At 47.5% G+C, this 25,583-nt stretch carries 27 protein-coding genes; 3 read left to right on the top strand and 24 right to left on the bottom strand.

The window, feature by feature from the left end:
- Nucleotides 1-108 precede the first annotated feature (108 nt).
- From acpS to rpoE, 11 genes are all read right to left on the bottom strand, one after another.
- Entirely contained in the window at nt 109-492 is a 384-nt protein-coding gene (gene acpS / locus CF168_RS05740) for a holo-ACP synthase (RefSeq protein WP_089067269.1), read from the bottom strand.
- On the bottom strand, nt 492-1,229 hold the full coding sequence (pdxJ, locus tag CF168_RS05735) for a pyridoxine 5'-phosphate synthase (protein ID WP_089067268.1): 738 nt from the start codon (nt 1,227-1,229) through the stop codon (nt 492-494). Before pdxJ ends, acpS begins: the two co-directional genes overlap by 1 nt.
- Before the next feature lie 89 nt (nt 1,230-1,318).
- The gene (gene recO / locus CF168_RS05730) at nt 1,319-2,020 is read right to left on the bottom strand and encodes a DNA repair protein RecO (protein WP_089067267.1); all 702 of its coding nucleotides are present in this window, start codon (nt 2,018-2,020) and stop codon (nt 1,319-1,321) included.
- Nucleotides 2,021-2,069: 49 nt separating this feature from the next.
- Entirely contained in the window at nt 2,070-3,089 is a 1,020-nt protein-coding gene (gene era, locus CF168_RS05725) for a GTPase Era (protein WP_011623597.1), read from the bottom strand.
- The gene (gene rnc, locus CF168_RS05720; protein ID WP_011626882.1) at nt 3,086-3,766 is read right to left on the bottom strand and encodes a ribonuclease III; all 681 of its coding nucleotides are present in this window, start codon (nt 3,764-3,766) and stop codon (nt 3,086-3,088) included. The genes era and rnc overlap by 4 nt, the downstream gene beginning before the upstream one ends.
- 1 nt (nt 3,767) lies before the next feature.
- Complete coding sequence (gene lepB / locus CF168_RS05715; RefSeq protein ID WP_089067266.1) at nt 3,768-4,685, bottom strand: signal peptidase I; 918 nt, start codon at nt 4,683-4,685, stop codon at nt 3,768-3,770.
- Nucleotides 4,686-4,864: 179 nt separating this feature from the next.
- Nucleotides 4,865-6,655, bottom strand: coding sequence for a translation elongation factor 4 (gene lepA / locus CF168_RS05710; protein ID WP_011717874.1), 1,791 nt, complete (start codon nt 6,653-6,655; stop codon nt 4,865-4,867).
- Between the two features lie 167 nt (nt 6,656-6,822).
- Nucleotides 6,823-7,296, bottom strand: a complete 474-nt coding sequence (locus CF168_RS05705; protein WP_089067265.1) for a SoxR reducing system RseC family protein — start codon at nt 7,294-7,296, stop codon at nt 6,823-6,825.
- An 11-nt stretch (nt 7,297-7,307) separates the two neighbouring features.
- On the bottom strand, nt 7,308-8,240 hold the full coding sequence (locus CF168_RS05700; protein ID WP_011717876.1) for a MucB/RseB C-terminal domain-containing protein: 933 nt from the start codon (nt 8,238-8,240) through the stop codon (nt 7,308-7,310).
- Nucleotides 8,241-8,252: 12 nt separating this feature from the next.
- A complete protein-coding gene (locus tag CF168_RS05695; RefSeq protein ID WP_086903303.1) occupies nt 8,253-8,876 on the bottom strand; it encodes a sigma-E factor negative regulatory protein in 624 nt (207 codons plus the stop codon).
- A 26-nt stretch (nt 8,877-8,902) separates the two neighbouring features.
- On the bottom strand, nt 8,903-9,481 hold the full coding sequence (gene rpoE / locus CF168_RS05690; RefSeq protein ID WP_011623604.1) for an RNA polymerase sigma factor RpoE: 579 nt from the start codon (nt 9,479-9,481) through the stop codon (nt 8,903-8,905).
- Nucleotides 9,482-9,670: 189 nt separating this feature from the next.
- Here rpoE and nadB point away from each other — a divergent pair, with 189 nt between their 5' ends.
- On the top strand, nt 9,671-11,284 hold the full coding sequence (gene nadB / locus CF168_RS05685; RefSeq protein WP_086903302.1) for an L-aspartate oxidase: 1,614 nt from the start codon (nt 9,671-9,673) through the stop codon (nt 11,282-11,284).
- Between the two features lie 90 nt (nt 11,285-11,374).
- Here the strand turns inward: nadB and CF168_RS05680 are convergent, their stop codons facing one another.
- From CF168_RS05680 to rppH, 10 genes are all read right to left on the bottom strand, one after another.
- Nucleotides 11,375-11,815: a protein YgfX gene (locus CF168_RS05680; RefSeq protein ID WP_167373572.1), complete on the bottom strand. Its 441-nt coding sequence runs from the start codon at nt 11,813-11,815 to the stop codon at nt 11,375-11,377.
- Nucleotides 11,796-12,044, bottom strand: a complete 249-nt coding sequence (locus tag CF168_RS05675) for a succinate dehydrogenase assembly factor 2 (protein ID WP_084294861.1) — start codon at nt 12,042-12,044, stop codon at nt 11,796-11,798. The genes CF168_RS05680 and CF168_RS05675 overlap by 20 nt, the downstream gene beginning before the upstream one ends.
- Before the next feature lie 82 nt (nt 12,045-12,126).
- Nucleotides 12,127-13,035 carry a transcriptional activator NhaR gene (nhaR, locus tag CF168_RS05670; protein WP_086903346.1) on the bottom strand — a complete coding sequence of 303 codons (909 nt, stop codon included), beginning with the start codon at nt 13,033-13,035 and terminating at the stop codon, nt 12,127-12,129.
- A 95-nt stretch (nt 13,036-13,130) separates the two neighbouring features.
- A complete protein-coding gene (locus tag CF168_RS05665) occupies nt 13,131-13,517 on the bottom strand; it encodes a hypothetical protein (RefSeq protein WP_086903301.1) in 387 nt (128 codons plus the stop codon).
- A 2-nt stretch (nt 13,518-13,519) separates the two neighbouring features.
- Nucleotides 13,520-14,689, bottom strand: a complete 1,170-nt coding sequence (nhaA, locus tag CF168_RS05660; protein ID WP_089067264.1) for a Na+/H+ antiporter NhaA — start codon at nt 14,687-14,689, stop codon at nt 13,520-13,522.
- Nucleotides 14,690-14,806: 117 nt separating this feature from the next.
- Nucleotides 14,807-15,601 (bottom strand): thymidylate synthase, encoded by a 795-nt coding sequence (gene thyA, locus CF168_RS05655; RefSeq protein ID WP_089067263.1) that lies wholly within the window; start codon nt 15,599-15,601, stop codon nt 14,807-14,809.
- The gene (gene lgt, locus CF168_RS05650) at nt 15,601-16,407 is read right to left on the bottom strand and encodes a prolipoprotein diacylglyceryl transferase (RefSeq protein WP_089067262.1); all 807 of its coding nucleotides are present in this window, start codon (nt 16,405-16,407) and stop codon (nt 15,601-15,603) included. Before lgt ends, thyA begins: the two co-directional genes overlap by 1 nt.
- 45 nt (nt 16,408-16,452) lie before the next feature.
- Entirely contained in the window at nt 16,453-17,253 is an 801-nt protein-coding gene (locus tag CF168_RS05645; RefSeq protein ID WP_086903298.1) for a sulfite exporter TauE/SafE family protein, read from the bottom strand.
- A 58-nt stretch (nt 17,254-17,311) separates the two neighbouring features.
- On the bottom strand, nt 17,312-19,546 hold the full coding sequence (gene ptsP / locus CF168_RS05640; protein ID WP_089067261.1) for a phosphoenolpyruvate--protein phosphotransferase: 2,235 nt from the start codon (nt 19,544-19,546) through the stop codon (nt 17,312-17,314).
- Nucleotides 19,547-19,569: 23 nt separating this feature from the next.
- Nucleotides 19,570-20,094, bottom strand: a complete 525-nt coding sequence (rppH, locus tag CF168_RS05635; protein ID WP_011623615.1) for an RNA pyrophosphohydrolase — start codon at nt 20,092-20,094, stop codon at nt 19,570-19,572.
- Nucleotides 20,095-20,785: 691 nt separating this feature from the next.
- Between rppH and mutH the strand changes: the two genes are divergently transcribed.
- Together mutH and CF168_RS05625 are read left to right on the top strand one after the other, a co-directional pair.
- Complete coding sequence (gene mutH, locus CF168_RS05630; protein WP_089067260.1) at nt 20,786-21,457, top strand: DNA mismatch repair endonuclease MutH; 672 nt, start codon at nt 20,786-20,788, stop codon at nt 21,455-21,457.
- Between the two features lie 123 nt (nt 21,458-21,580).
- Entirely contained in the window at nt 21,581-22,648 is a 1,068-nt protein-coding gene (locus CF168_RS05625; RefSeq protein ID WP_041412723.1) for an adenylate/guanylate cyclase domain-containing protein, read from the top strand.
- Between the two features lie 24 nt (nt 22,649-22,672).
- On the opposite strand, the gene oxyR is transcribed toward CF168_RS05625, so the two are convergent.
- The 3 genes from oxyR to CF168_RS05610 form a co-directional block, all read right to left on the bottom strand.
- Complete coding sequence (gene oxyR, locus CF168_RS05620; protein ID WP_089068908.1) at nt 22,673-23,584, bottom strand: hydrogen peroxide-inducible genes transcriptional activator OxyR; 912 nt, start codon at nt 23,582-23,584, stop codon at nt 22,673-22,675.
- Between the two features lie 229 nt (nt 23,585-23,813).
- Nucleotides 23,814-24,179 (bottom strand): Hpt domain-containing protein, encoded by a 366-nt coding sequence (locus tag CF168_RS05615; RefSeq protein ID WP_089067259.1) that lies wholly within the window; start codon nt 24,177-24,179, stop codon nt 23,814-23,816.
- Between the two features lie 185 nt (nt 24,180-24,364).
- Nucleotides 24,365-25,294 (bottom strand): TIGR01212 family radical SAM protein, encoded by a 930-nt coding sequence (locus tag CF168_RS05610; RefSeq protein ID WP_089067258.1) that lies wholly within the window; start codon nt 25,292-25,294, stop codon nt 24,365-24,367.
- Nucleotides 25,295-25,583: the final 289 nt, after the last annotated feature.

The following is a 25,583-nucleotide window of genomic DNA, read 5'->3' as shown; positions in this document are numbered from 1 at the left end:
TAGCCCAAAAATGCGAAACTGAACAGAAAAAAGTAACAAAAATGTTGCCACGCATTTTACTCAATAAAAAAGGGAGCTAAGGCTCCCTTTGTGCTAATGGGTTAGAAACTAGCGCGATTCGAGGATAACCGTCGCAATGGCGTAGGATTTTTCATCCGCGATTGAAATGTGTCCCACCACGCCGTTGAGCAAAGCTAAACGCTGCTGCGCCCCTTGTGTAAAATCAATCGTCGGCGCACCATCGGGCGTATTCCCGATATGGATATGCTGAAAAGATACCCCTCGACCAATCCCCGTCCCCAAGGCCTTAGCTGCGGCTTCTTTGGCGGCAAAACGTTTCGCCAAATAACGGCTCGGTTGGCTATGCTGTTGATAGATTTCGAACTCAGCCTCCGTGAGTACACGTTTAGCCAGCTTATCGCCGGAACGTTCCACATGGGCCGTGATACGCTCAATTTCAACTATGTCAGTGCCAAGCCCAACGATTGCCATTATTCGCCTCGACGACCTTCTAACATCAGCACTTTCATGTCTTTAACCGCTGTCGCTAAGCCATCAATGGCCGCACGCGCGACAATGGCATGGCCAATGTTGAGTTCATACAGCTCTGGGATCGCCGCAATAGGCTTAACATTGTGATAATGCAGCCCGTGGCCCGCATTCACGACTAAGCCCTTACCGTGAGCGTATTTCGCCATTTCGCTGATACGCGCAAGTTCTTTGGCCTCTTCCTCAGCTGTTTTAGCGTCGGCATAGCAACCGGTATGGATTTCGATAAGTGGCGCACCAGAGGCGACTGCGGCATCGATTTGCGTCTTATCGGCATCAATAAACAGTGACACTTGAATACCATTGGCAGCTAAACGGCTTACCGCGGCAGTGATTTTATCGAGTTGACCAGCCACATCTAAACCGCCTTCAGTCGTCACTTCTTGCCGCTTTTCAGGGACTAAACAAACGTAGGTTGGTTTGACTTCGCAGGCAATGTTGAGCATTTCTTCAGTCACTGCACACTCAAAGTTCATCCGCGTCTTTAAGGTTTTTGCCAGCAGATACACATCGCGGTCGATAATATGACGTCTGTCTTCCCGTAAATGAATCGTGATACCGTCGGCTCCCGCATGCTCGGCAACCGCCGCCGCATGGACAGGATCGGGATAACTGGTGCCACGAGCCTGACGCAGGGTCGCAATATGGTCGATATTAACACCCAATAAGATACGGCTCATCGGGAACTCCTTTATGTTTGTAAGGCTAGAATTAACGCTGATTTGCGCCCTATTGTACTGGGACAGACAGTAAAAAACAGGAGCTAGGGCTAATTATTCCCATCTCTGTTAGAGGCTGTCGCTTGAATAAACAACTGCCTGCTCACCAGCGGCTTATTTCCGAGCAGGGGTTGCAGCATCGAGCGCATCAACCGTTTGGCCTCTAAAAACTGCTCTTGCAACAATTGATTATCGTTAAGCGCGGTTAACATCGCGCCTTGATAGGTATACTTTGCCCTGCTGTTCAACACAAATTGAAAACCCAGTTCTGGCACAAGCTGATAGTAATGTTCAGGGATCAGCGGTTCGCCCTGGGTATCGCGAATAAGGGATGGCATGGCCCCAAGCTCCCGCAAAAGCGCCAACTCAAGGTATCGCAGCTTCGACTCACAAAACTGCGCCGCAAGTCCTACCAAGGCTTGGTGGTAGATGAAAAATAACGCCTCGGCATTATGGTGAACCGACAAGGTTCGCATCAGCAACTCATTGATATACATGCCGGCATACAGGCTATAACCTGATAAAGGCACGGCTGGCGCGGCCGCTTCAATTTGGCTGATATTCTTGAGTTCAGACTTACCGCTAAATTCAAAAATCAGCGGTTGAAAGGGCTGGAGGATACTTTTGATGGAGCGTTTTCCGCTCCCGACTCGCGCTACGGCATCGACACGACCAATACCGTCAACCAAGAGATTGACCAGCGCGCTAGACTCCCGGTAAGGGCGATGATGCAAAACATAGCCCCGTTTCATCGGTCTGCGCGCTCGTTCATGATCAGGCTCGGCCTATTATCAGTAACGATTAATCGTCACCGTAACCTAAGCTTCGCAGGGCGCGTTCATCATCGGCCCAACCGGATTTGACCTTCACCCACACCTCGAGGAACACTTTGTTATCAAACAAGGTTTCCATATCGAGGCGCGCTTGCGTGGCGATGGTACGAATGCGCTCACCTTTGCTACCAATCACCATCCGCTTTTGGCCTTCACGCTCGACCAAGATCAGGGCGTTGATTTGATAAACGCCGTTTTCCATCATCTTAAATTGCTCGATTTCAACCGTCGCATCATAGGGCAATTCATCACCTAAAAAGCGCATCAGTTTTTCGCGGACAATTTCAGAAGCCATAAAACGTTGCGAACGGTCGGTCACATAGTCTTCGGGGAAGAAGAATGGATTCTCGGGCAGAGACTCTGCCGCCATCTCTAAAATGCGCTTAACGTTGGTGCCCTTACTGGCTGAAATCGGCAGGATCTCATCGAAGGGATATTTCTTGGCCACTTCTTCCAAATAAGGGAAAAGAGCTTCTTTGTCTTTGATATTATCGACTTTATTGATGGCTAAAACGGTTTTACGCTCTTCACCGCCACGGCGAAGTTTACTTAATACCATCTCATCATCGGCGGTCCATGTCATACCATCGACCACAAAAATCACCATAGACACATCGGCAAGCGAGCTCGCCGCCGCACGGTTCATCAGACGGTTAATCGCACGCTGCTCTTCAATATGCAGACCCGGTGTGTCGATAAACACGATTTGGCGTGGACCATCGGTATGGATCCCCATGATGCGATGACGCGTCGTTTGCGGCTTTTTCGAGGTAATACTGATCTTTTGCCCAAGCAAACGGTTCAGCAGAGTCGATTTCCCCACGTTAGGGCGCCCAATAATGGCCACCATGCCACAGTAGGTCACATCATAGTGAACAGACGGCGCCGCCGCGCTCGCCGCATTCATCCTTGCCAGTAATTCATCTAAGCTCGGCTCATTGCTCGCGTTAGCGGCATCGACAGCTGGCAAGTCTGTTTTTTTGGTCATTTCTTCAGTAACTCCAATACTTGAGCCGCGGCAATCTGCTCGGCTTTGCGGCGCGAACTCGCTACGCCAATCACGCTTTCGCTCAAGTCATCTATACGACATTCAACGGTGAATGTTTGATCGTGGGCATCGCCTTCTATATTGATTACTTGGTAATCGGGTAGCGGCTTCTTTAACCCTTGTAAATATTCTTGCAGTAAGGTTTTAGCGTCTTTTTGATTCACGCCCGGTTGGATCTCGGCCAAACGCTCAGCGTACCAATGCAGTAACAGCTTACGGCACACTTCGAGATCGGAATCTAAGTAGATTGCGCCGATAATCGCCTCGACCGCGTCGGCCAAGATAGACTCACGTCTAAAACCACCGCTCTTTAACTCGCCGGGGCCTAAGAATAAATAATCCCCAAGCTTAAAGGCCTTAGCAATCAAGGTGAGCGTATCGCCACGCACTAAGGTGGCACGCATCCGGCTCAGGTCACCCTCAGTCGCCTTAGGAAACTGATGGTATAAAGCGTCAGAAATCACAATCGATAAAATCGAATCGCCTAAAAACTCTAACCGCTCGTTGTGCTTATTTGCCGCACTTCTGTGGGTCAACGCTTGGGTGAGAAGCTCAAGGTTCTTGAACTCATAGCCCAAAGTACGACACAAACGTGGCAAATTTTTAATCGGTTCCATACTAGTGAATTCCACCTACTCGTTCAAAACGTACCCCACTTGGCACCCAAGTTGGCAGGAAGTCGGCTTTAGAACGGTCAAACTCAAAACTAATCCAGATAGCCACCGCTTTGCCGACAAGATTTTCTTCTGGGACAAAGCCCCAGAAACGGCTGTCGGTACTGTTATCGCGGTTGTCACCCATCGCAAAATAATGTCCTTCGGGTACAAGGAACTCACCCGCAGGTAAGTTAGCTTCACGCTTGAAGTATCCCAGCATATCGGGGCGGCTTGGATTGATTAAAATATCGTGGGCCACTTCACCGAGTTGCTCTTTAAAACGAATTAATGGCACACCATCTTGGCTGAAATCACCACGGCTGATTTCGGTACGCGCCACCAGTTCTGGCTCTGGGCAATTAGTTTGCTCTGCGCCACAGGCTTTTTGGATCATCAACTGCTTGTTGCGGTAAATAATCCTATCGCCCGGTAAACCCACCACGCGCTTGATGTAGTCAATCTGAGGATTCTCTGGGTATTTAAACACAATCACATCGCCACGTTTCGGCTCGCCCGTTTCAATCAGTTTAGTGCGCCATACGGGATCTTTTAGGCCATAGCTAAACTTTTCCACCAGAATAAAGTCACCCACTAACAGGGTTGGCATCATAGAGCCAGAGGGAATTTGGAATGGTTCGTAAATAAACGAGCGCAGGATCAACACGAAGGCAATCACAGGGAAGATGGAATGCGCGGTTTCAACCACTGTGGGTTCGCGGATGATGTTATATTCGGCTTCCTCGGTTAAATTAGCCTGCGAAGCCTTGGCTAAGGCTAAGCTTTCGCGGCGTTTAGGCGCAAATACCAGCACATCGATTAACCAGATCAGCCCTGAAATCAGGGTGACTAGCACTAAAATAATGGAAAAATAGGCTGCCATTGCTTATTGAACTCCTGCCTTGAAATGTAAAGATCCAAACTCAGCGACTATTGTATTTCGACTCGCGAACTTTAGTTAACTTACCGTATTTCTAAAAAAACACCACAAAACATACGATAAGCTAAGTAAAGCGCCGCAAACTGCGGCGCAATAATAGCTAAATTGTGTTATCTCGAGTGTTACTCGTTTAGCTTAAGTACCGCTAAGAACGCCTCTTGCGGCACCTCAACGTTACCCACTTGTTTCATCCGTTTCTTACCCTCTTTTTGTTTATTCAAGAGTTTCTTCTTACGGGAAACGTCACCACCGTAACACTTCGCCGTTACGTCTTTACGTAGGGCTTTTACGGTAGAACGGGCAATAATTTGGCTGCCAACAGCGGCTTGAATCGCGATATCAAACATCTGACGTGGGATCAGCTCCTTCATCTTCTCAACCAGCGCTAAACCACGGTGACGAATGTTTGAACGGTGAATAATCATCGCCAATGCGTCTACGCGGTCGCCGTTGATCAGAATGTCTAAGCGCACCATGTCCGCAGGATCGAAGCGGATGAAGTTGTATTCTAACGATGCATAACCACGGCTGGTCGATTTTAAGCGGTCGAAGAAGTCCATCACCACTTCCGCCATTGGCAGGTGGTAAGTCACGGCCACTTGATTACCGTGGTAAACCATGTTCACTTGGGTACCACGTTTTTCGATACACAGGGTAATCACGTTACCTAAGTATTCTTTTGGCACCAGAATGTTAGCTTCAACGATAGGTTCACGCATCTCTTCGATGTTGTTAATCGCTGGCAAGTCTGCTGGGTTATCAACATAGATGGTTTCACCACTGGTCAACAGCACCTCATACACTACGGTAGGTGCAGTCGTGATTAGGTCAAGATCGTATTCACGCTCTAAACGTTCTTGAATGATTTCCATGTGGAGCAGGCCTAAATAGCCAATACGGAAACCAAAACCTAGGGCTGATGAGCTTTCAGGTTCGAAGAACAATGACGCATCATTGAGGCTGAGTTTGTTCAGCGCATCGCGGAAGTTTTCATATTCATCGGTCGAAATTGGGAACACACCAGCGTAAACCTGAGGCTTCACTTTCTTAAAGCCGGGTAATGGCTTTTCAGCGCCATGCTTAGCCAGTGTCAAGGTATCACCCACTGGTGCGCCGTGAATTTCTTTAATACCCGCGATAACGAAACCTACTTCACCGGTTTTCAGCTCGGTTTTATCGGTTTGTTTAGGTGTGAAAATACCCACGCGGTCTGCGGTGTGGTTTTGTCCGGTAGACATCACCTTAAACTTGTCACCTTTCTTCAGCACGCCGTTTTTAATACGTACGAGAGAAACAACGCCTAAGTAGCTATCAAACCAAGAGTCGATGATCAGCGCTTGTAGCGGCGCCTCTGGGTCGCCTTCTGGCGGCGGAATTTGATCAACGATGACTTCTAATACTTCGTCAATACCCACACCGGTTTTGGCCGAGCAACGCACAGCGTTCATCGCATCGATACCCACGATATCTTCAATCTCAGCGGCTACGCGTTCAGGATCGGCTTGAGGTAAGTCGATTTTGTTTAGGATAGGAACTACGTCCAGATTCATATCCAGCGCGGTGTAACAGTTCGCGAGCGTCTGAGCTTCAACGCCTTGCCCCGCATCCACCACGAGCAGCGCGCCCTCACAGGCGGCTAATGAACGAGATACTTCATAGGAAAAGTCAACGTGGCCAGGGGTATCAATAAAGTTAAGTTGGTAAGTTTCGCCATTTTTGGCTTTGTATTCCAACGTGACGCTCTGGGCCTTAATCGTGATACCGCGCTCACGCTCTAGATCCATAGAATCAAGAACTTGCGCATCCATTTCACGGTCGCTTAACCCGCCACAAACCTGAATCAGACGATCTGATAGCGTCGATTTACCATGGTCGATATGGGCAATAATTGAGAAGTTTCTAATGTGTTTCATTATGCTGCTATGACTAATACTGAAAAATGGATACGGTTCAAAGGTGCGAAATTGTACCTGATTGCGGTTTCAATACCAATCAGATTCACTCATCCTTCTCTTTAAGTCGGAAAATGTGGCTCTCAGCGGAAGTTTATTGCCAGATTAAAATCAATAACAACATGAAATTAAACGGGTAATTTTTCTAAACTGATCCCTGAGCCTAAATAAGCCAAAATGACAGGTTGCGAATCGACTTCGAGTTGTTTTGCCTTGTGCTTTCCAAAGAACCAAGCGGTTAACGCACCTAAGGCTGCAAAGGCTATCGCACTGAGATCCGAATTGATTTCCAACAAACCTGCGAAAAACTGGCCAAATACCGCGCCAGCAAATAAACCAAGCAGCGGCATCAAATAAACTAAGGCCGCCGCTTTCAGGATCACGCTCTCAGGCAAACCGAGCTTGAGCAGTTCGCCAACCTCGCAGTTTCGTTCACTTTGAATGGAGAATTGTTGTGTCTTTGCCGAAAAAGCCTGAGCCACAGCCGACGTACCACAAGACTCGCTACTGCTGCAGCTCTTGCAAGTACTTTTAAGCTCAACCTCGACGGTCAGCCAACCTTGATTATCGCAGGCGATAACCCGCGCAACTTCTTCCATCATGATAGGAGGCCTTATTCTAACATCAGACTTTTTGCGATACGGGCTAAGGTTTCGGTCGGCACTTTACCCACGGCAACAACTTCAGCATTACCCACTTTTTCAGATACCAAAGACAAGCCATTACGAGTGATTAACTCTTCGGGTAATGGCGTGGAACCTGCTCGTGCGACATAGACGGAAATACTGGCTAAGCCATCGGTTAAGGCAATATATTCAACCGCCTCGTGACTGCCAATCAAACGGTGGTGATCACGCACCACAACACTAAATCCTGCTGGTAACCAAGAAAACTGCCAATTTTGTCCATCTTGGCGTTCAGCCTGATCGATAACCGCTGGCCATTCTTGTTTATAGGCTTCCTGTAAAATCGATGGCGGTTCATTTAACTCAATAAGCTCAATCACCATCAGCTGTTCAAGTAATTGTTTATCTTGAGTCAGCATGTCGTATCTGAGGGGCAGATAGGTGTCCATATCCAGCCAAATTTGGAAACCGTAACGGTATTCATCATTTGGCAATAAACGGATCATTTGACCGGGACGTCCCGCAATACGCGTACGACCACCGAGCACAAACTGATAACCCACTTCTAAATCACTCATCTTTGACGAGAAAGCCGCAGGCCATACGCCCTGAATATGATTAGAAAGGATGCTATAGGCGGGTTGATCGTGTTCGATAAAGGTGACTCGATTGCCCACTCTGACCGCATTTTTTGGCGGGCCATTGAGGTACTCAAGAAACGCAACTTCTTGATTATTCACCTTACCGTGAAGATAAACCAAAGGCCGAATATGGTCGGCCTGAAGTTGTATAATCGATGCTTTAAACTCTTTCTCTTTTAAAGCCTGGCTCATTTTCTCAAGCCAGACTTTGGCAGGCATATCTTCCTGCGCCACTGCAGGGAATACCAAGGCTAACAAAGCCAACAGGATTAGACGCAAGCTAACTCCTTACTACTGATTGACAGGAACGGGGATAACCTCGCTATTGTCTTCTACAACGGCACCCGTATTCAATCGTTGTTGCAACATATGGTCCTGAATATAAGTGTTAATTCGGCGACGTTGCTCATTCATTTGGTCATTAGTGTAGCTCTGGTTTTGCTGCACTGGACCTGTCTGCAAGCTCACAGGCGACGCACTACCAACTAGGGGACGGGTAATGAGCACAGGCGATGGCGATGCGGCATCATCAGCTGTTTGGTTAAAGTTCTGTACGCCTACGATGGCGAACATGGCCACAGTAGCGGCAATCGCATACTGACCAAACTGCTTGAATAAGGGCACAACGCGGCTTTGGCCAGCATTGACGGCGACTTGCTGTGGAGCCTCTGTAACTTCAGGTGCGCTCACTTGAGGCGAGACAATGGCAGGCTCAAGTTCGATTGCAGCTGCAATACTGGCGGAAAGGTCTAACGCCATAGCCTGGGGCAATTCACCCCGCATAGCATCACCTATCACATGATAGTTACGCCATTTATTATGTGAATGCGTATCGGCAGCAAGTTCTGCCATAGTCTGCAGATCTGTCTCTCCATCGACAGCGGCAGATACCCATTCTTGACCTAATTTATCCATTGTTCACCTGTCTAAATTTAAGGGTGTTACTCTTCCAGTAATGGCTGGAGTTTTTTATCGATTGCTTCACGGGCGCGGAAGATACGAGATCTTACAGTCCCCACGGGGCAATCCATGATGATGGCAATATCCTCGTAACTCATCCCATCGAGTTCGCGTAGCGAAATCGCCATACGTAATTCTTCCGGCAAGGTTTCTAACGTCTCGAAAACCACTTTTTTGATTTCGTCCGATAACATTAGTCGCTCTGGGGAGGCAAACTCCTTTAGCGCATCACTGCCTTCGTAGTATTCGGCATCCTCGGCATCCACATCATTTGCAGGCGCTCTGCGCCCCTGTGACACGAGGTAATTCTTAGCCGTGTTTACGGCTATGCGGTACAACCAGGTATAAAACGCACTTTCTCCGCGAAAGTTTGGCAAAGCTCGATAAGCTTTGATAAACGCTTCCTGTGCCACATCGGTAACGTCGGCTTGGTTACGCACATAGCGTGAAATCAAGCTCACTACTTTACTCTGATATTTAAGCACCAACAGGTTAAAAGCGTTTTTATCTCCCCGTTGTACGCGCTCAACTAATTGTTGATCACTTATTTGTCCACTCATCCGAGCCGACTTCTCCCAAATCTAAAATGCTGATTTCTCAGTCGCTCGAATCATATTCACTTATGTAGACTAGCGTGCTTTGAAAAAGTTCTAAGAATTATACAAAAAAAGTAAGGTTAAAAGGAAAGTACCCATAATCGGTGAGTTGGTTTACCATAGATGGCACTCTCAGTCATAGCATGATACCCGATGAAACAAGTAGTTGAACACCAATCTGACATATTAGTCATAGGTAGCGGTGCCGCAGGTCTGACACTAGCTTTGCATCTTGCTGAAAAAGCAAACGTAATTCTGCTCTCAAAAGGCCCACTTTCGGAAGGGTCGACATACTACGCCCAAGGCGGTATCGCCTCCGTGTTCGATGAAAGTGACACCATCGAATCCCATGTGGCCGATACGTTAGTGGCCGGTGCCGGCTTGTGCGATAAAGAAGTGGTAACTTTTACCGCTGAAAACGCCAAGAGCGCCATGCAATGGTTAATTGAATGTGGCGTGGCATTCGATAAAGAAGAAACCGCTGGCGATAATGCCAAAGACGCACCTTATCATTTGACCCGCGAAGGCGGTCACAGCCATAGACGCATTCTGCATGCCGCAGATGCGACGGGCAAAGAAGTGCAAACCACGCTACAAGAACGCGCCCTCGCCCACCCCAATATTCAAGTTTTAGAACGTTACAACGCCATCGACCTTATCACCACCCGTAAATTAAATCGCCCTGGCAATCGCGTATTAGGCGCTTATGTGTGGAACCGTAATGCCGAGCAGGTCGAAACCATTAAGGCAAAATTTGTCGCATTAGCCACGGGCGGTAGCTCTAAGGTCTACCAATACACCTCAAACCCCGATGTGGCGAGTGGTGATGGTATTGCCATGGCGTGGCGTGCAGGTTGCCGCGTAGCCAATATGGAATTTAATCAATTCCATCCGACCTGCCTTTACCATGCTGATGCGCGTAACTTCCTACTGACCGAAGCCCTGCGCGGTGAAGGAGCTTATTTACGTCGCCCCGATGGCAGCCGCTTTATGCCTGACTTTGACGAGCGTGCCGAACTCGCGCCCCGCGATATCGTAGCCCGCGCCATCGACTATGAGATGAAGCGTTTAGGTGCCGATTGTGTCTACTTAGACATCAGCCATAAAGACAGCGACTTTATCATCAAGCACTTCCCAACAATTTACAGTCGCTGTTTGGAACTGGGCATTGATATCACTAAGGATGCTATTCCTGTGGTGCCTGCCGCCCACTATACCTGTGGTGGTGTAATGACGGACTTGCATGGCCAAACCGACCTCAACGGTCTCTATGCCATCGGCGAAGTGGCCTATACCGGCTTACATGGTGCGAACCGCCTGGCGAGTAACTCGCTGCTCGAGTGCTTGGTATTTGCCCGCGCTGCATCGCAGGATATTGAGAGCCAAATGCACAAAATTCCATTACCGGGGCAAATTCCGGCGTGGGACGAGAGTAAAGTATCCAACTCCGATGAAGAAGTGGTGATTGCCCACAACTGGCACGAACTGCGCCTCTTTATGTGGGACTATGTGGGGATCGTCCGCTCGGATAAACGCTTGGAGCGTGCATTGCGCCGCTGCCTGATGTTGCAACAGGAAATCCAAGAGTATTACAGCAACTTCAGAGTCAGCAATAACCTGCTGGAACTGCGTAACTTAGTGCAAGTGGCGGAGCTGATTATCCGCTGTGCTATGGATCGTAAAGAGAGCCGTGGTCTGCACTACAATATCGACCATCCAGAGAAAGTTGACTCACCGCAACCAACGATTCTGCAACCAGAAAAATAACCGAGTTGCTTTAGGGACACTTTTAACGGGCTAAATCTACTCAGATTTAGCCCGTTTTATTTAGGCTGAAGGAAACATGCTAGATATGAATTAAAGAGATTCGCGCAGGCTCGTCGCCTGAGTTTTAACCTTAAGTAACAGTCGGCATAAGTGGCGGTACTCCCTATCGCTAAACATATCGGCCCAAAGGGGCAAGAGATGCAACTTATCGGCGGACTGATAATAAACCAAGCAAACAAAGGGCGTTACCCAAGTTCTGGGGAGAACATGAAACGCCTCCCCTGTTGAGAGCCAGCCTTCCCCTTTTCCATTCAGCTCAAAACGACAATGCCAAGTCCTCAGTCGCCATAACTGATAGCCTAAGAATCCGAGGATTAAAACGGCGAATATCAACTTAAGCACACGCCAAAATACGACGTCCGTTTCAGGCCAGATAAGTAAAGAGGTACTGCAGACACAAACAAAAACGACCAACGAGAGTCGCTGGTCGCGAGAGGCTTTTACGCTAAAACTATGGCGCCGCTCTGCCACGGACTTGCACTACCATGCGGGCAAGCTCTGCATCGGGACAGGCTTCATGACCCATAAACCAGGCAAATAATTCAGGGTCTTCACACTCGAGTAAACGAATAAACAGGGCCTTGTCGTCATCCGACAAATCCTGATAAACATTTTCGACGAAAGGCTGGAACAAGACGTCCAATTCGAGCATTCCGCGGCGACATGCCCAGCGGACCCGTGCAATGTTCATTAACTCCAAGTTAATTCTCCCAAAACAAATTTCGCCTTAGTTTACCAGTTCACGCCGTAGAGTGTCGATGCAAGCCGTATTGAAACTCGGTTTAACACCGCTGAACTTGGCTGTCTAATCCGGCAAATAAATCACTGAAATCCGTCTCTAATAAACGTTTCACCGCGGGATGTTGGATCATCCGCTCGGCAAACATCACATGGTATTCCTCCTTCACATCTAAGGTTTCACCTAGGAGATGCATGCCATGGGAAATCACCTCTTGAGGGTAAACTGATGGCGTAACGAAGATCCCGCGTTTCAGGTAGCCAAAGGCCTTCATCATCGCCGCATCGTCAAACTCACCTAGGATGCTCACCTTAAGATTTTGTTCATCGAACCAACGGTATAATTGTTGCCCAAGCGATGTTCTACGGCCGGGGATCAGCAATTGAGCTTGTTCTAAACAGGCAGGGAAATCGGCGCTGTAGGTTTCAGCGGAGAAAAAGCTCACGCCACACTCACCCAGTTTTTTCGATAAAATCTCAGGATATTTCAATGACTCACCTGCACAGTCCGAGAGGATCATATCCAGTTTATGCTCGCGTAAACGGGTCATTAAACTTTCGTGGGTCGCTTCATAACAAGCAAGATGCATAGAGCCGTCATTGGGCACCACAGAAAGTAATACGCGACTCGCCAAGGCTTTAGACAAGGCATCGGCAATACCCACTTCAAATAAAATGGCATCATCTTTTTGATAGTTCAGTAAATCAAGCATCTCATAACTGAGGGAAAACATCTTATCGGCGTAGCGAAATACCAACTCACCGAGCTCTGTCGCCTCTAAATTGCGTCCGACACGTTTGAATAGGCTGCCGTTAAGGCGATCTTCAAGGGCGCGAATTTGCCCCGTGATGGTTTGAGGTGTCAGACAAAGGGCTTCGGCCGCCTTGGCCACAGAGCCCTTCTTCTTGATCATCCAGAAATAATAAAGATGGTTGTAATTAAGATGCAGCATCGCCAATAAGCTTCCTCTGATGGATACCGCAGCCTCAAGGGCTGCGGCATGTCGGATCGCAGTGACTCAGCTTAGCAAATGATGAGTCAATAGCGCTATTTTAAACGCTGACAATCCAATAAGTTAACCACAATTCCCTGCAGCTGTTCTAAATCGGCTGCGGTACCCGTGCTAACCGCTTCCGTTACGCCAGAGACTAAACTGTCTCTATCCGGAATACGATTGGCGCAATAAGTGCGATTCGCCTCTTGGAAACGTTTACCGCCGCGGTACTTGAGCGCCCTAGACTCATAGCCATTGGTTTCAAGCCGTGCACCTAATGCCTCAGATTTAAACATTAACGCGCCATCGACTATGCCCTCAAGGTAGCTTTGACAGGTTTGTGATGCGACATCCTTGTTACAGGCATCAATCTGCGAAGCCATTGCGCTTGAAGAAAGTGTTAACAGTGCTGCCACTCCTACTAATTTCATATTTATCATAGTTATACTCCTTTTTTAGGTAACACTTTTGATAACCAGAAATACCCGATCAAGGCCGCCAGAATTGAGCCTATCAAGGTGCCAAGACGCGCTAAGTCGCCGTACATAGGGTCTGCTTGCTCAAATGCCAGCGAAGCAATAAACATCGACATCGTAAAACCAATACCACACATTGCCGCCACAGGCGCAATCTGCTTCCAACCAATCCCATCGGGTAATTGCGCCAACTTCAGTTTGACGGCCACATAACTAAACAACATTACACCAATCGGCTTACCTAACATGAGTCCCAATGCAATCCCGACTGGTACAGGGGAAATCAGGGTATCCAAACTCATGTTACCTATGGCCACACCCGCATTTGCAAAGGCAAAGACTGGCAAGATAAGGAAAGTGCTCCAAGGGTGCAGGCTATGCTCTAAATGCTCAGAGGGTGAACTGCCATCCTTTGCCCGCAGTGGGATACAGAAGGCAATAATCACACCTGCCAAAGTCGCGTGGACGCCAGACTTCAATACCGCGACCCACAGTACGAGTCCCAACACGCCATAGGGTGCTAACGCGGTCACACCTTTACGGTTTAAGGCGACTAAACCGACAATCGCAATGCTGGCAATCACTAAGCTAATGGTTGAGAGATCGCTGCTGTAGAAGAGCGCAATAATCACAATCACACCTAAGTCATCGATGATGGCCAGCGCCAACAGGAAAACCTTCAATGCCACTGGCACCCGGCTACCTAACAGCGCCATGATACCTAACGCAAACGCAATATCGGTGGCCGCAGGAATAGCCCAGCCCGCTTGGGTCACAGGATCGCCATAGTTAAATAACAGATAAATGCCTGCTGGCACCAACATCCCCCCTATCGCGGCAAAGGTTGGCAGTGAAGCCTGGGCCACACTGGATAAGGCGCCTTCTAACAGTTCACGCTTTACCTCTAAGCCGATCAGTAAGAAAAACAATGCCATCAGGCCATCGTTAATCCACAGCAATAGCGGCTTATGCAGATCGAGCGCGCCGACACGCACTTGTACTTCAGTTCCGAGAAAACCTTGATAGAGTCCCGCTAGAGGAGAATTGGCCATGAGCATAGCTAAGACAACAGCAACCAATAACAGGATGCCGCCAGCCGATTCCTGGCTCAGAAAATTTCTAATTGCTTTTTCCATCTTGCACTCCAAAAAATCATAATGAAATGAGTGTAGACGAAGAAAATTGACAAGTATAATCGATAGTTTCGACAAAATACCTCGGCAATTCCGAGGTATTAGTCGATTATTTCGCCATCAAACGGCGACAGGCGCTTTGATATGCGGGTGTGGATCGTAGTGAGTTAGCTCGAAATCTTCGAATTGATAATCGAAAATAGAAGCGGGTTTACGCAGGATTGTCATGGTGGGTAAGGGTCTTGGCTCGCGACTTAACTGCAACGCCGTTTGTTCCATATGGTTGGAGTACAAGTGGGTATCGCCACCCGTCCACACAAAGTCACCCAAAGCTAAATCACATTGCTGTGCCACCATCATGGTCAGCAGCGCATAACTAGCGATATTGAAAGGCAAGCCTAAGAACACATCACAGCTACGCTGGTACAGCTGACAGGATAATTTGCCATCGGCAACATAGAATTGGAAAAAGGCATGACAAGGTGCCAATGCCATTTTATCCAGTTCACCCACGTTCCACGCCGAAACAATCAAACGACGAGAATCGGGTTGAGATTTGATTTGTGCGATCACCAGAGCGATTTGGTCGATAGCATCACCACTTTGGGTCGGCCAGCTGCGCCACTGCGCGCCATAGACAGGGCCTAAATCGCCGTTTTCATCGGCCCATTCGTCCCAGATACTGACTTTATTCTCACGCAGATAAGCAATATTGGTATCGCCCTTCAGGAACCACAATAGCTCATGAATAATCGAGCGCATATGGCACTTTTTGGTGGTCACTAAGGGGAAGCCCTTACTCAAATCGAAACGCATTTGATAGCCAAACACCGAGCGAGTACCGGTACCTGTGCGGTCTGATTTATCCACACCTTCGGCTAAGATGTGCTTCATCAAGTCTAAATACTGTTGCATTACTGCTTACCCTCTGGACGAAGAATGAGATATAAACCGAAGAGGACCATCGGCACAGACAAGATTTGCCCCATCGTCATAAAGCCCCAATAGAGACCTAACTGCGCATCGGGTTGTCTTACGGTTTCAACAATCATACGGAAAATCCCGTATCCGAGTAAGAACATGCCCGACACGGCACCGACTTTCTTCGTTCGTTTACTGAACCAATAGAGGAGCAGGAATAAGGCTACCCCTTCAAGGGCGAATTGATAGAGTTGTGATGGATGACGAGGTTCTGGTCCACCACTTGGGAACACCATGGCCCAAGGGACATCGGTGACTCGGCCCCATAACTCACCATTGATAAAGTTACCGATACGGCCCGCACCTAAACCAATAGGTACAACCGGTGCCACCATATCTGCGACCGCAAAGAAGGTACGCTTTTGCTTCCAGGCAATATAAATCATGGCGGTAATGACCCCCATTAGACCGCCGTGGAAAGACATACCACCTTCTGAAATCTTAAACAAATACATTGGGCTAGCGAGGAAATAATCGAAATGATAGAAGAGCACGTAGCCGATGCGGCCACCTAAAATCACCCCTAAAAAGCCATAAAACAGTAAATCGGAAACCTGTTCTCTTGACCATAAACCATTGGAGCGGTCGGCCTGGCGATTGAGTAACCACATGGCGGCGACAAAGCCAACTAAGTAAGTAAATCCATACCAACGCAGGGCGGGTTCAAAGGTTTGTCCAAAAATATCAAAGGGACCAAACTTCACGATCACAGGATCGATATTGGGAAAATTCAATGCCATAACTTATCCATCAACAGCCTCAAATCGAGGGCTAAACACTAAAAATCAGCTCAGAATTAATTTGAGACCGACACACAGGAGTAAAAGTGCAAATATTTTTTTAAGGACCGAGGTAGGCCAAGTGCTTGCCGCCTTAACGCCTACTGGAGCCATTAAAATTGAGGTTATTATTAAGCCAAATAGCGCAGGTAAATAGATATACCCTAAGGTTCCCTCGGGGAGATCCGGCGCGTTAAAGCCCGCGATTATATACCCTAAGCTGCCCGACAAGGAGATTAATAATCCGGTCGCGGCGGAAAATCCCACAGCTAGGCGCATCTGCAAACCAAAATAGGTTAAAAATGGTACTAACAAGACGCCGCCGCCAATTCCCATTAATCCTGCAATAGCGGCAACAATCACGGCCACCACAAACAAAATCATCGAGTTTGGTAGTTCTCGATTCGATTCGGTTTTAAAGGGATAAGCCATTTGAATCGCCATTAACATCACAAATACCGCAAACCCTTGTCTGAGGGTCGCCGCAGGGATTTGTTCGGCAATAAAGCCGGACATCAAGGCGCCGAGAATAATCCCCGGGAACATGGTTCGAAACAATCCCCAGGGCACATTACCGCGTTTATGGTGCGCTCTTGCAGAAGAAATCGAGGTTAAAATAATCGCCGCAAGGGATGTGGCAATCGCAATATGGGGTAACTGAGCCGAAGTGATACCGACAGAAGGTAAGATATAAAGCAGTGCGGGCACGACAATTAAGCCACCACCAATGCCCAATAACCCCGCCATAAAACCGACAAACGCGCCTAAAGCCAAGCAAATAAAGAACACCGACAGCAAACTATCCACACGGGTACCTACAGCGTGATTAAGTGAAGCCTTAGCTTAAAGCAAAAGGCGCGATTAGTTAATTAAGAATTGTGGCCAATCCCTGCTGTGTTAAATATTCTTTAACCAACTCACGCACTTGAAAACCGTTTGATAGGCTCAAGGCCTGCGACAAGAGTTGCGTCAAATCGGCGCGGGACACACGGCGCAGCAGATAATTTATCCGGGCTAAACTGCCTTGGTTCATACTCAAATGCTGGTATCCCATCGCCACCAACAGAATCGCCCCCATGGGTTCCCCCGCCAGCTCGCCACAGATACTAATATCGAGTTCATGGTAGTCACAATCGAGCCGAGCCTGATGCAGCGCCCGAAGAATGCCTGGGTGATAACTATCAAACAGGGAACTCACCCTTGGGTTGTTACGGTCCACCGCGAGTAAATATTGGGTCAAATCGTTACTACCGACCGACACAAAATCGACGCGTTTTGCGACTTCATCCAACTGATATAACAGCGCAGGAACTTCGAGCATAATGCCAATGCGCGGCATTTCAATTTGGCTGTTCACATCGTTCTTGAGTTCAACGTAAGCCTGTTCTAAATAGGCCAAGGATTGATCAATTTCATCTAAGTTACTGACCATTGGCAGTAAAATACTGAGCTGTTTGCCCTCTCCGCCTGCTTGCAACATCGCTCTTAGCTGTACGAGGAACAGCTCGGGATGATCCAATGATAAGCGGATACCGCGCCAGCCTAGGAAGGGGTTATCTTCTTTGATCGGGAAATAAGGCAGCGGCTTATCGCCCCCCACGTCTAAGGTACGCATCACCACAGGGCGACCCGATGCCGCCGATAACACCTGTTGATAGACTTTTACCTGCTCGGACTCACTCGGAAAACGCTGCTGTAGCATAAAGGGAATTTCGGTGCGATAGAGCCCGATACCATCGGCGCCTTCGGCGATTTCAGAGGCGACACCACTGAGTAAGCCAGCGTTAAGATATAAACGAATACGCGTACCATCGAGCATGACCGACGGCAGGGCTAACTCCTGCGCGTATTGGCGTTGCAACGCCTTTTGCGCCGAAATCAAACTGCGATATTCGCTCACAATGGCGGGCGATGGCGACACCATCAATTGCCCACGGCTGGCATTGACCACTAACAGCTTCTGGTCAATATCGGCCGACAACAACTGCTCAACGCCGGTAATGGCGGGTACGCCCAGTGCGCGCGCTAAAATGGCCGCATGGGAGTTAACACCCCCCAGTTCAGTGACAATACCGGCTAATTTTTGTCGAGGGAATTCCGCCAGCAATGTGGCATCCGCTTCACGGGTAACGAGAATCACCGGCTTATCGGGTTCAAGCTCTAAACGCTCGGGTTCGATTAACTGCCTTAATACCTTTTGCCCAAGGTCACGAATATCACTCGCCCGCTCCTTCAGGTAGGGATCTTCCATCGCTAAAAACTGTTGAATATAACGCAGCGAAACTCGGCTGACCGCCGATTCGGCTTCCCAGCCCTGCTGCACTTCACGGGCATATTCACCACCTAAGCTGGCATCATCAAGCAGCAGCTGCAAGGCATTGAATATCGAGGCTACTTCTTCATCCTGCTCACGGTCGAAACGTTGAGATAAGGCGCCGATTGCCTCTTTACAACGCCCCATTGCCGCCACTAATCGGCTGGATTCGAGGGCAATATCCTCGCAGCGTACATCGGGCTGCTCGAGGGAAATTTCGCCACCGAGCACTAAGGCATGGGCAATAGCGATACCGCTTGATGCTGAGGTGCCCTGGAATAAAATCTGTTGATGCAGCGAACTGACTTGTGCCTTTTGCTTTAATCCTCTAATCGCCATCGCGAGCTGCGCGGCCAAGGTCATTAAGAAGGCTTCTTCCCCTTCGCTAAACTGCCGCGCGCTGGCCTGCTGCACCACAATCACGCCAACTACGGCTTTTTGATAAATAATGGGGACGGCTAAAAAGGCACGGTATTCTTCTTCAGCGACTTCGGGGAAGAGTTTAAAGCGTGGATGCAAACGCGCATCGGCGAGGTTTACGGCTTCTTCGCGTTCAGCAGCCAAGCCAACCAAGCCTTGGGTTAACGGCATGCGCACGCGCCCAACGGCACTCTTTTCGAGGCCATCGGTGGCTGATAATACGAGTTCTTGCTGATCTAAGATGTAGACCGAGCAACATTGGGTTTCCATCGCCGCTTTGGTCGATGAAACTAGGACTTCTAATGCGGTTTCTAAGCTGTGGGCGGACGCCACAGCTTGAGTAATATCCCTGAGCGTATTTAACACTGTTTTCAATCCTCTTTTGAAAATCAGCCCGTTGTTCTTTGTCTTACCCGCTTCCTCGGAATTTCCTGGGTTTGGAATGACAATGCCGTTACCGCAAATTCTTTCATGACCTTACGATAAACATCACGCTTAAATGAGACAACTTGCCGCACAGGATACCAATAACTTACCCAACGCCAATCGTCAAACTCAGGGTGGCCTGAAGAACTTAAATTAATCGCACTATCTTGGCTTTTGAGTTGTAACAGAAACCACTTTTGTTTTTGGCCGATACACACAGGCTTGCTGTCCTGTCTCACTAAACGTTTAGGTAAACGATATCTCAACCAAGAACGGGTCGAGGTTAATATAGTGACATGCTCAGGTCTTAAGCCTACTTCCTCATACAATTCACGGTACATCGCCTCTTCGGCCGTCTCACCATCATCGACGCCGCCCTGAGGAAATTGCCATGAATGTTGTCCGAATCGTCTGGCCCACATGACTTGGCCGTATCTATTACAAATTATTATGCCCACATTTGCGCGAAAGCCGTCGCTATCAATCACATGGACTCCAAATAAGGATAACTTTTAATAAACCGATTGTTTCACAAAGCCAGTCTCTCAGCAAACCTCTATTTACAGCTATTTTTTGGATAAATACCCTCAACTTACTACTTTATCAACAATCTAAGAGTTTCAACCTTGGGGATATCCACATTTTCTGTGGATATCTCTGTTTGAAACTAGGGTAAACTAGGTATATCGTTCAAAAAACATCAAATATCATTCATGGCAGTCAGCTTGTTTAAATAAAATAAAAAACTAAAAATCATTAAGTTACAAATATTCAGTGTAAAAATATGTGACTTAAAAACTAATGAGCTCACTTTTTAACCTAATGCAAATTATGCGATTTCATCCGAGTAACACCTAAATGTTATACACAGAGCTCACCCAAAATTACCCACACTCCCGTGGAAAAATGCCCCTTTTAGCAATTGACTCACGATTTTTATTCGGTTAAAGCCTACTGCATTGTGAGTTATCCATAATATCTGTGGATAAATATGTGAGAAACGCAAGGGAAAACCGAGAGTAACTTTGAACACTTTCGCAGGTATTGGAATGCAAACTAACAACTAACATTAAAATCATATACTTACAGATTCCCCTGTAAGTAAAATCTTATGCTTTTTTGAGTGCTTAATTTTTAACCTCTGTTGCTAAGCACCTATTTTCCAGTAAAATTCGCCCTATGAAACCAATAATCCCTCCTCAAAATCTGAGCGAACTGCTCGAACGTGCCAATATGATGGCCGGCATCTCTTTGGCCCAAATTGCAGCCCACCGAGGGATTACTGTGCCTAAGGATCTGAAACGAGATAAGGGCTGGGTCGGACAACTCATTGAAATGGAGTTAGGAGCAACTGCCGGCTCAAAGCCCGAGCAGGATTTTCTCCACCTCGGCGTTGAGCTAAAAACCATTCCCATCGATAGCAAAGGCAAACCACTGGAAACCACCTATGTGTGTGTGGCGCCGCTAACCAATATCAAAGGCTTAACTTGGCAAGACAGCTTAGTGTGTCACAAGTTACAGCGTGTGCTCTGGGTACCCGTTGAGGGCGAGCGGCATATTCCTGTGGGAAATCGTCGAGTCGGCACCCCCATATTGTGGGAACCCGATCTCCAAGAGCAAAGGTTACTGCAACAGGATTGGGAGGAGATAATGGAACTTATCGCCTTAGGTAAAGTGGAAAAACTCACCGCAAGGCATGGCGAAGTGTTGCAACTGCGCCCTAAAGCCGCCAACAGTAAGGCGCTTACCCAGAGCATTGCCGAGGACGGTAGCCTGAAAATGACCAATCCACGGGGTTTCTATTTAAAGACCGCTTTTACCGCCATGCTATTAAATAAGGTATTTGGTTAAATTTTCGTAGCTATATAGCGTTGGATTGATCCAGATCACAAATATCACTGGCACTCTAGTGATGATTTTCTATAAACTACGGCATCCTGAAATATATGGTCGTATTCGGATACAAAACCCGTTGTGAGAGCACGTAGACAAGCGAAAAAACTTCTTTTTGCGATATTAGCTTGGGCGATAGCCATGGCTGCGTTCGTGTTTTTCCGATATGCACAGTCGCCAGAGTTACCACAATGGGCTGTCGGTTCGGCCGATCTCGCGACGCTTGCCGTCTACATGGGCATCATTTTTGGCAGCCTACATTGGATGTCGAACCTGATCGCCGACTTCAGCGCCATCAATCGTCTTCCCTATGTATTCTCAGTGATTTTTAAAGGTTTGTTCCTGCTACTCGGGGCGACGACCTTAGCCTATATGACCCAGTTCTTGAATATGTGGGCCATTGAGAATCACATGTCGACCCTAAGGCAAATGCTCACGGCGCATATTCTCTATAGTCCGTCCTTCCAAGCGCTCATCGTCTATTTAGTGGTCGTACGGGTCAGCTTAGCCTTTGTCGAACAAATGGCACTCTTGGTTGGGCCGCGTATTCTGCTCAATATTGGTTTAGGTAAATACCATAAACCTAGGTACGAACAGCGTTTATTCCTTTATTTAGATATGGTTGCCTCGACAACCCACGCCGAATCCCTCGGGGATTACCGTTTTAGCCGTCTCATTCAAGACAGCTTTAGCCTGTTATCCGATACTGTGACTAATAACGAAGCCGAAATTTACCGTTATATGGGTGATGCCGTATTGATCCACTGGCCGTTAGAAGAAGGCGTGGTGCACGACCGCTGCATGAATATCTATTTTGAATTTAGCCAGCAGTTAAATTGGCAGCGACGTTACTTTGAAGAGCACTATGGTTTTGTGCCCAAATTTAAGGCTGCGGCCCACTGTGGACAAGTGGTTGCTGCTGTGGTTGGTGTGCAAAAACAAGAAATTAGCTTCTTTAGTGATGTACTAAATACCTTAGCCAGACTTCAAGATCAGTGTAATCCACTGGGGCAACGCATGTTGATTTCAGGTGCATTGGCGGGCCGACTCGATAATCCCAATAGCGAATACCGCTTAACTAATTTGGGTCCAGTCAAACTAAAGGGGAAACAACACTCGATTGAAGTGTTTGGTGTTTCCCCTCTCTAATATCCTAGTTTTAACTTACAGCGATTATTCCATTTCTTTGGTTAACAGCTTTTGAATAAGCAAACCTAAGGTACGGAAGGTCAAAATCCGGCTGGTTGTTTGTCGCCAAACTAAGCCGATATCGCGGTAAGGCGCTTCACCTGGCGGAGTCATCACCACCAGATCGGTATCATTTAAGATGCCAGCATCAATCGCCATTTGCGGTAAGAAGGTTGTGCCCAGCTTGCTATCCACCATTTGCACTAAAGTGTGCAGACTGGTTGCGGCAAAGGGATTCACCTTAGCGCTGTCACCTAACTGACAAGCGGTAATCGCATGCCCTGTAATACAGTGTTCACTCTGCAGCAGGAAGATACTCTCATCGGGCAAGGTCTGATAATCGATAGGTTGATGAATGCCACCCACTAAATCTTTATGGATCACCATCTTAAAGGGGTCTATCCCGACTTTCATGCTGTGGTAACCACTGGTATCCACGGGCAAGGCGAGGATCAGTAAATCCAATTCCCCTTTGCCTAAGGCATCGAGCAAACGCTCAGTAGTATCCTCTTTGAGTAATAAACTCATCGCCGGATAAGCTTGCTGACATTGCTTAACCACGCGGCTTAATAAAAATGGCGCTATCGTTGGAATACAGCCTAAGCGGATATCCCCAGTCATGGGTTCGCCCTGGTTTTTAACCAGTTCGACTAAATCATCCACATCCGTGAGTATTTTGCGTGAACGCTGCACCACTTCTTCGCCGATAGCGGTGAACATAAAGGATTTATGATCACGTTCAATTAATTGATGGCCAAGCTGTTCTTCAAGATTCTGGATCCCGCTCGACAGCGTTGATTGGCTCACAAAACACACCTTAGCGGCGCGATTAAAATTCTGCTCTTGATGAAGATTCACCAAGTAATATAGATTCTTAAGGCTAGGTAAATTTTTCATTTTATCGATTGCCACTACGGTTATGAATTAATAAATTTAATCAACTCTATCATAAGTTATCAACTAAAACGCGGCTAAATTACTCAATAGTGTGAGCAAAATCGATTTTCAATCAAGGTAAAACGCTTGAGGCAACTCAGAATACAGGAGGGAAAAGCAAAAGGGGGGATAAAACGGGAAGGAAGAAGTTATCGAGGTGCAACCTTTACGCCGCACCTCGCAAACCAAACTAGGCTTTAGCCTGTAAGAATTGCTTTAATTGCTGCAGATCGGCACTCGCAAATTCAACAATTTGCGCGACCCAAGTTGCATGTTCAACTTCCCAACGCGCTTCTTCGCCATGCTGGAGTAATTGGGCAATTTGCAGAATACGTTTTAAACCAACTGAACCCGCTGCACCTTTAAATTTGTGGGCCTCTGAACATAAAGTGTCCTTGTCAGCAGCTTCGTTAGCCTTTACTAGATTCCCAACATATTCAGGCATTAATTGCTCAAATAACACCACGCTCTTTAGCAAAGTACCGGCACCAATCGCGCTGCAATACTGTTCTAACGTATTGAGATCTAGAATTGTCTCTAATTCAACTGTGGCCATCTAGGCCTCCCTTAAGTAGTCCAATGCTTAAAACAAATTTATGACATGATACCCACTAAAATTGTCAGCGCAACTTATAGCAGCATTTGTGGTCAAAAGATGTTTTTATTAACAAAAAATCAACTATATCAAATACTATTAGCGATAAAAAATTACCAAATGAATCCATTCAGCAAATATGGACATTATGGTCGCGCTAATGCCGCCCCTTGTCCACCCTTACTCGCAAGATCCTCAATAATCGCCACTAAGCCATTCCAACGATAACCACACCAATCGGGTGCCAGCAGTATCGGTTTTTTCGCATAGGCGGTCACCCGATGAAAGATCACCTCTTTCGGTGTATGCCGAACCAGTTCGCCGACACAAGCCGCATACTCCTCAATACTGAGCAAAGGTAAGCGCCCTGCGCGCCAAGCTTTTTCCATAGTACTGCCCTCAACCACATGTAATGGATGAAGCTTTAAACCATCTACGCCCTGCGCCAGCACGGCCTGAAGGGTCGCCATGTAATCGAGACGAGTCTCACCGGGTAAACCTAAGATAAGGTGAGTACACACCTTTAATCCTCGACTTCTCGCCCGCAAAACGGTATCGCAATAACAGGCAAAATCGTGCCCACGGTTAATCTTATGCAAAGTCCTATCATTGGCGGTTTGCAATCCAAGCTCCAACCAGACATCGACGCCCTTTTGCTGATAACTCGCTAATAAATCTAATACATTATCTGGCACACAGTCGGGACGAGTACCAACACACAGGCCCACAATCTCACTGTCTTTGACCGCCTCATCGTATTTAGCCATCAGCACTTGATACTCATCATAAGTGCTCGTATAAGCCTGAAAATAAGCGATAAACTTATCCGCATTCAGCTTGGGTTTCGCCTCTTTATAACGGGCTTTCCCTTGTTCTAGCTGCTCACTGATGCTGAGCGTTTCCGTTTGCTGATAACTAAAGGACGCCACGTTGCAAAAGGTACAACCACCACGTCCAAGCGTGCCATCACGGTTAGGACAAGTGAATTTGGCATCTATGGTGAGCTTGCGTAATCGCTCACCGTATTTAGCCTTACAAACAGCACCAAATGTGTTTACGTATGCATCGAGCCCCATTAGCTCGCCCGCCAAATTTCATGTCGTTTCATTAAAATTAACCAAGATAAAATCACAAAAAAGAAGGAGTAAAGACGTGTGTTTAGATGAAAAAACTCATGATAAACAAAGCGAGCACACTTTTCTTGGCGGTAAATCAAACTCTCATAATATTCACCATATCCAAGCTAAAAACCTGAGCAGCCCCTCACAGGGCCTTTACATTCTGTGATAGCACTCACAACCAAACGGAATAACAATTCACTTACTTCATATTTTTATACAAACACTGTATTTGCAATAAAAATCA

This window comes from Shewanella bicestrii, assembly GCF_002216875.1.
Lineage (GTDB): Bacteria > Pseudomonadota > Gammaproteobacteria > Enterobacterales > Shewanellaceae > Shewanella > Shewanella seohaensis.
Note: the sequence above shows the minus strand (reverse complement) of the source record. Positions and strands in the feature narration are given on the sequence as shown.

Coding starts and splice junctions, on each gene's coding strand:
- CF168_RS05665 (WP_086903301.1), bottom strand. CDS start 13,517: ATGATAAATATGAAATTAGTAGGAGTGGCAGCACTGTTAACACTTTCT.
- thyA (WP_089067263.1), bottom strand. CDS start 15,601: ATGCAACAGTATTTAGACTTGATGAAGCACATCTTAGCCGAAGGTGTG.
- acpS (WP_089067269.1), bottom strand. CDS start 492: ATGGCAATCGTTGGGCTTGGCACTGACATAGTTGAAATTGAGCGTATC.
- rnc (WP_011626882.1), bottom strand. CDS start 3,766: ATGGAACCGATTAAAAATTTGCCACGTTTGTGTCGTACTTTGGGCTAT.
- oxyR (WP_089068908.1), bottom strand. CDS start 23,584: ATGAAAAATTTACCTAGCCTTAAGAATCTATATTACTTGGTGAATCTT.
- CF168_RS05705 (WP_089067265.1), bottom strand. CDS start 7,296: ATGATGGAAGAAGTTGCGCGGGTTATCGCCTGCGATAATCAAGGTTGG.
- nhaR (WP_086903346.1), bottom strand. CDS start 13,035: ATGCTGCATCTTAATTACAACCATCTTTATTATTTCTGGATGATCAAG.
- pdxJ (WP_089067268.1), bottom strand. CDS start 1,229: ATGAGCCGTATCTTATTGGGTGTTAATATCGACCATATTGCGACCCTG.
- lepB (WP_089067266.1), bottom strand. CDS start 4,685: ATGGCAGCCTATTTTTCCATTATTTTAGTGCTAGTCACCCTGATTTCA.
- CF168_RS05695 (WP_086903303.1), bottom strand. CDS start 8,876: ATGGATAAATTAGGTCAAGAATGGGTATCTGCCGCTGTCGATGGAGAG.
- era (WP_011623597.1), bottom strand. CDS start 3,089: ATGACCAAAAAAACAGACTTGCCAGCTGTCGATGCCGCTAACGCGAGC.
- lepA (WP_011717874.1), bottom strand. CDS start 6,655: ATGAAACACATTAGAAACTTCTCAATTATTGCCCATATCGACCATGGT.
- lgt (WP_089067262.1), bottom strand. CDS start 16,407: ATGGCATTGAATTTTCCCAATATCGATCCTGTGATCGTGAAGTTTGGT.
- mutH (WP_089067260.1), top strand. CDS start 20,786: ATGAAACCAATAATCCCTCCTCAAAATCTGAGCGAACTGCTCGAACGT.
- CF168_RS05610 (WP_089067258.1), bottom strand. CDS start 25,294: ATGGGGCTCGATGCATACGTAAACACATTTGGTGCTGTTTGTAAGGCT.
- nadB (WP_086903302.1), top strand. CDS start 9,671: ATGAAACAAGTAGTTGAACACCAATCTGACATATTAGTCATAGGTAGC.
- rpoE (WP_011623604.1), bottom strand. CDS start 9,481: ATGAGTGGACAAATAAGTGATCAACAATTAGTTGAGCGCGTACAACGG.
- CF168_RS05615 (WP_089067259.1), bottom strand. CDS start 24,179: ATGGCCACAGTTGAATTAGAGACAATTCTAGATCTCAATACGTTAGAA.
- recO (WP_089067267.1), bottom strand. CDS start 2,020: ATGAAACGGGGCTATGTTTTGCATCATCGCCCTTACCGGGAGTCTAGC.
- nhaA (WP_089067264.1), bottom strand. CDS start 14,689: ATGGAAAAAGCAATTAGAAATTTTCTGAGCCAGGAATCGGCTGGCGGC.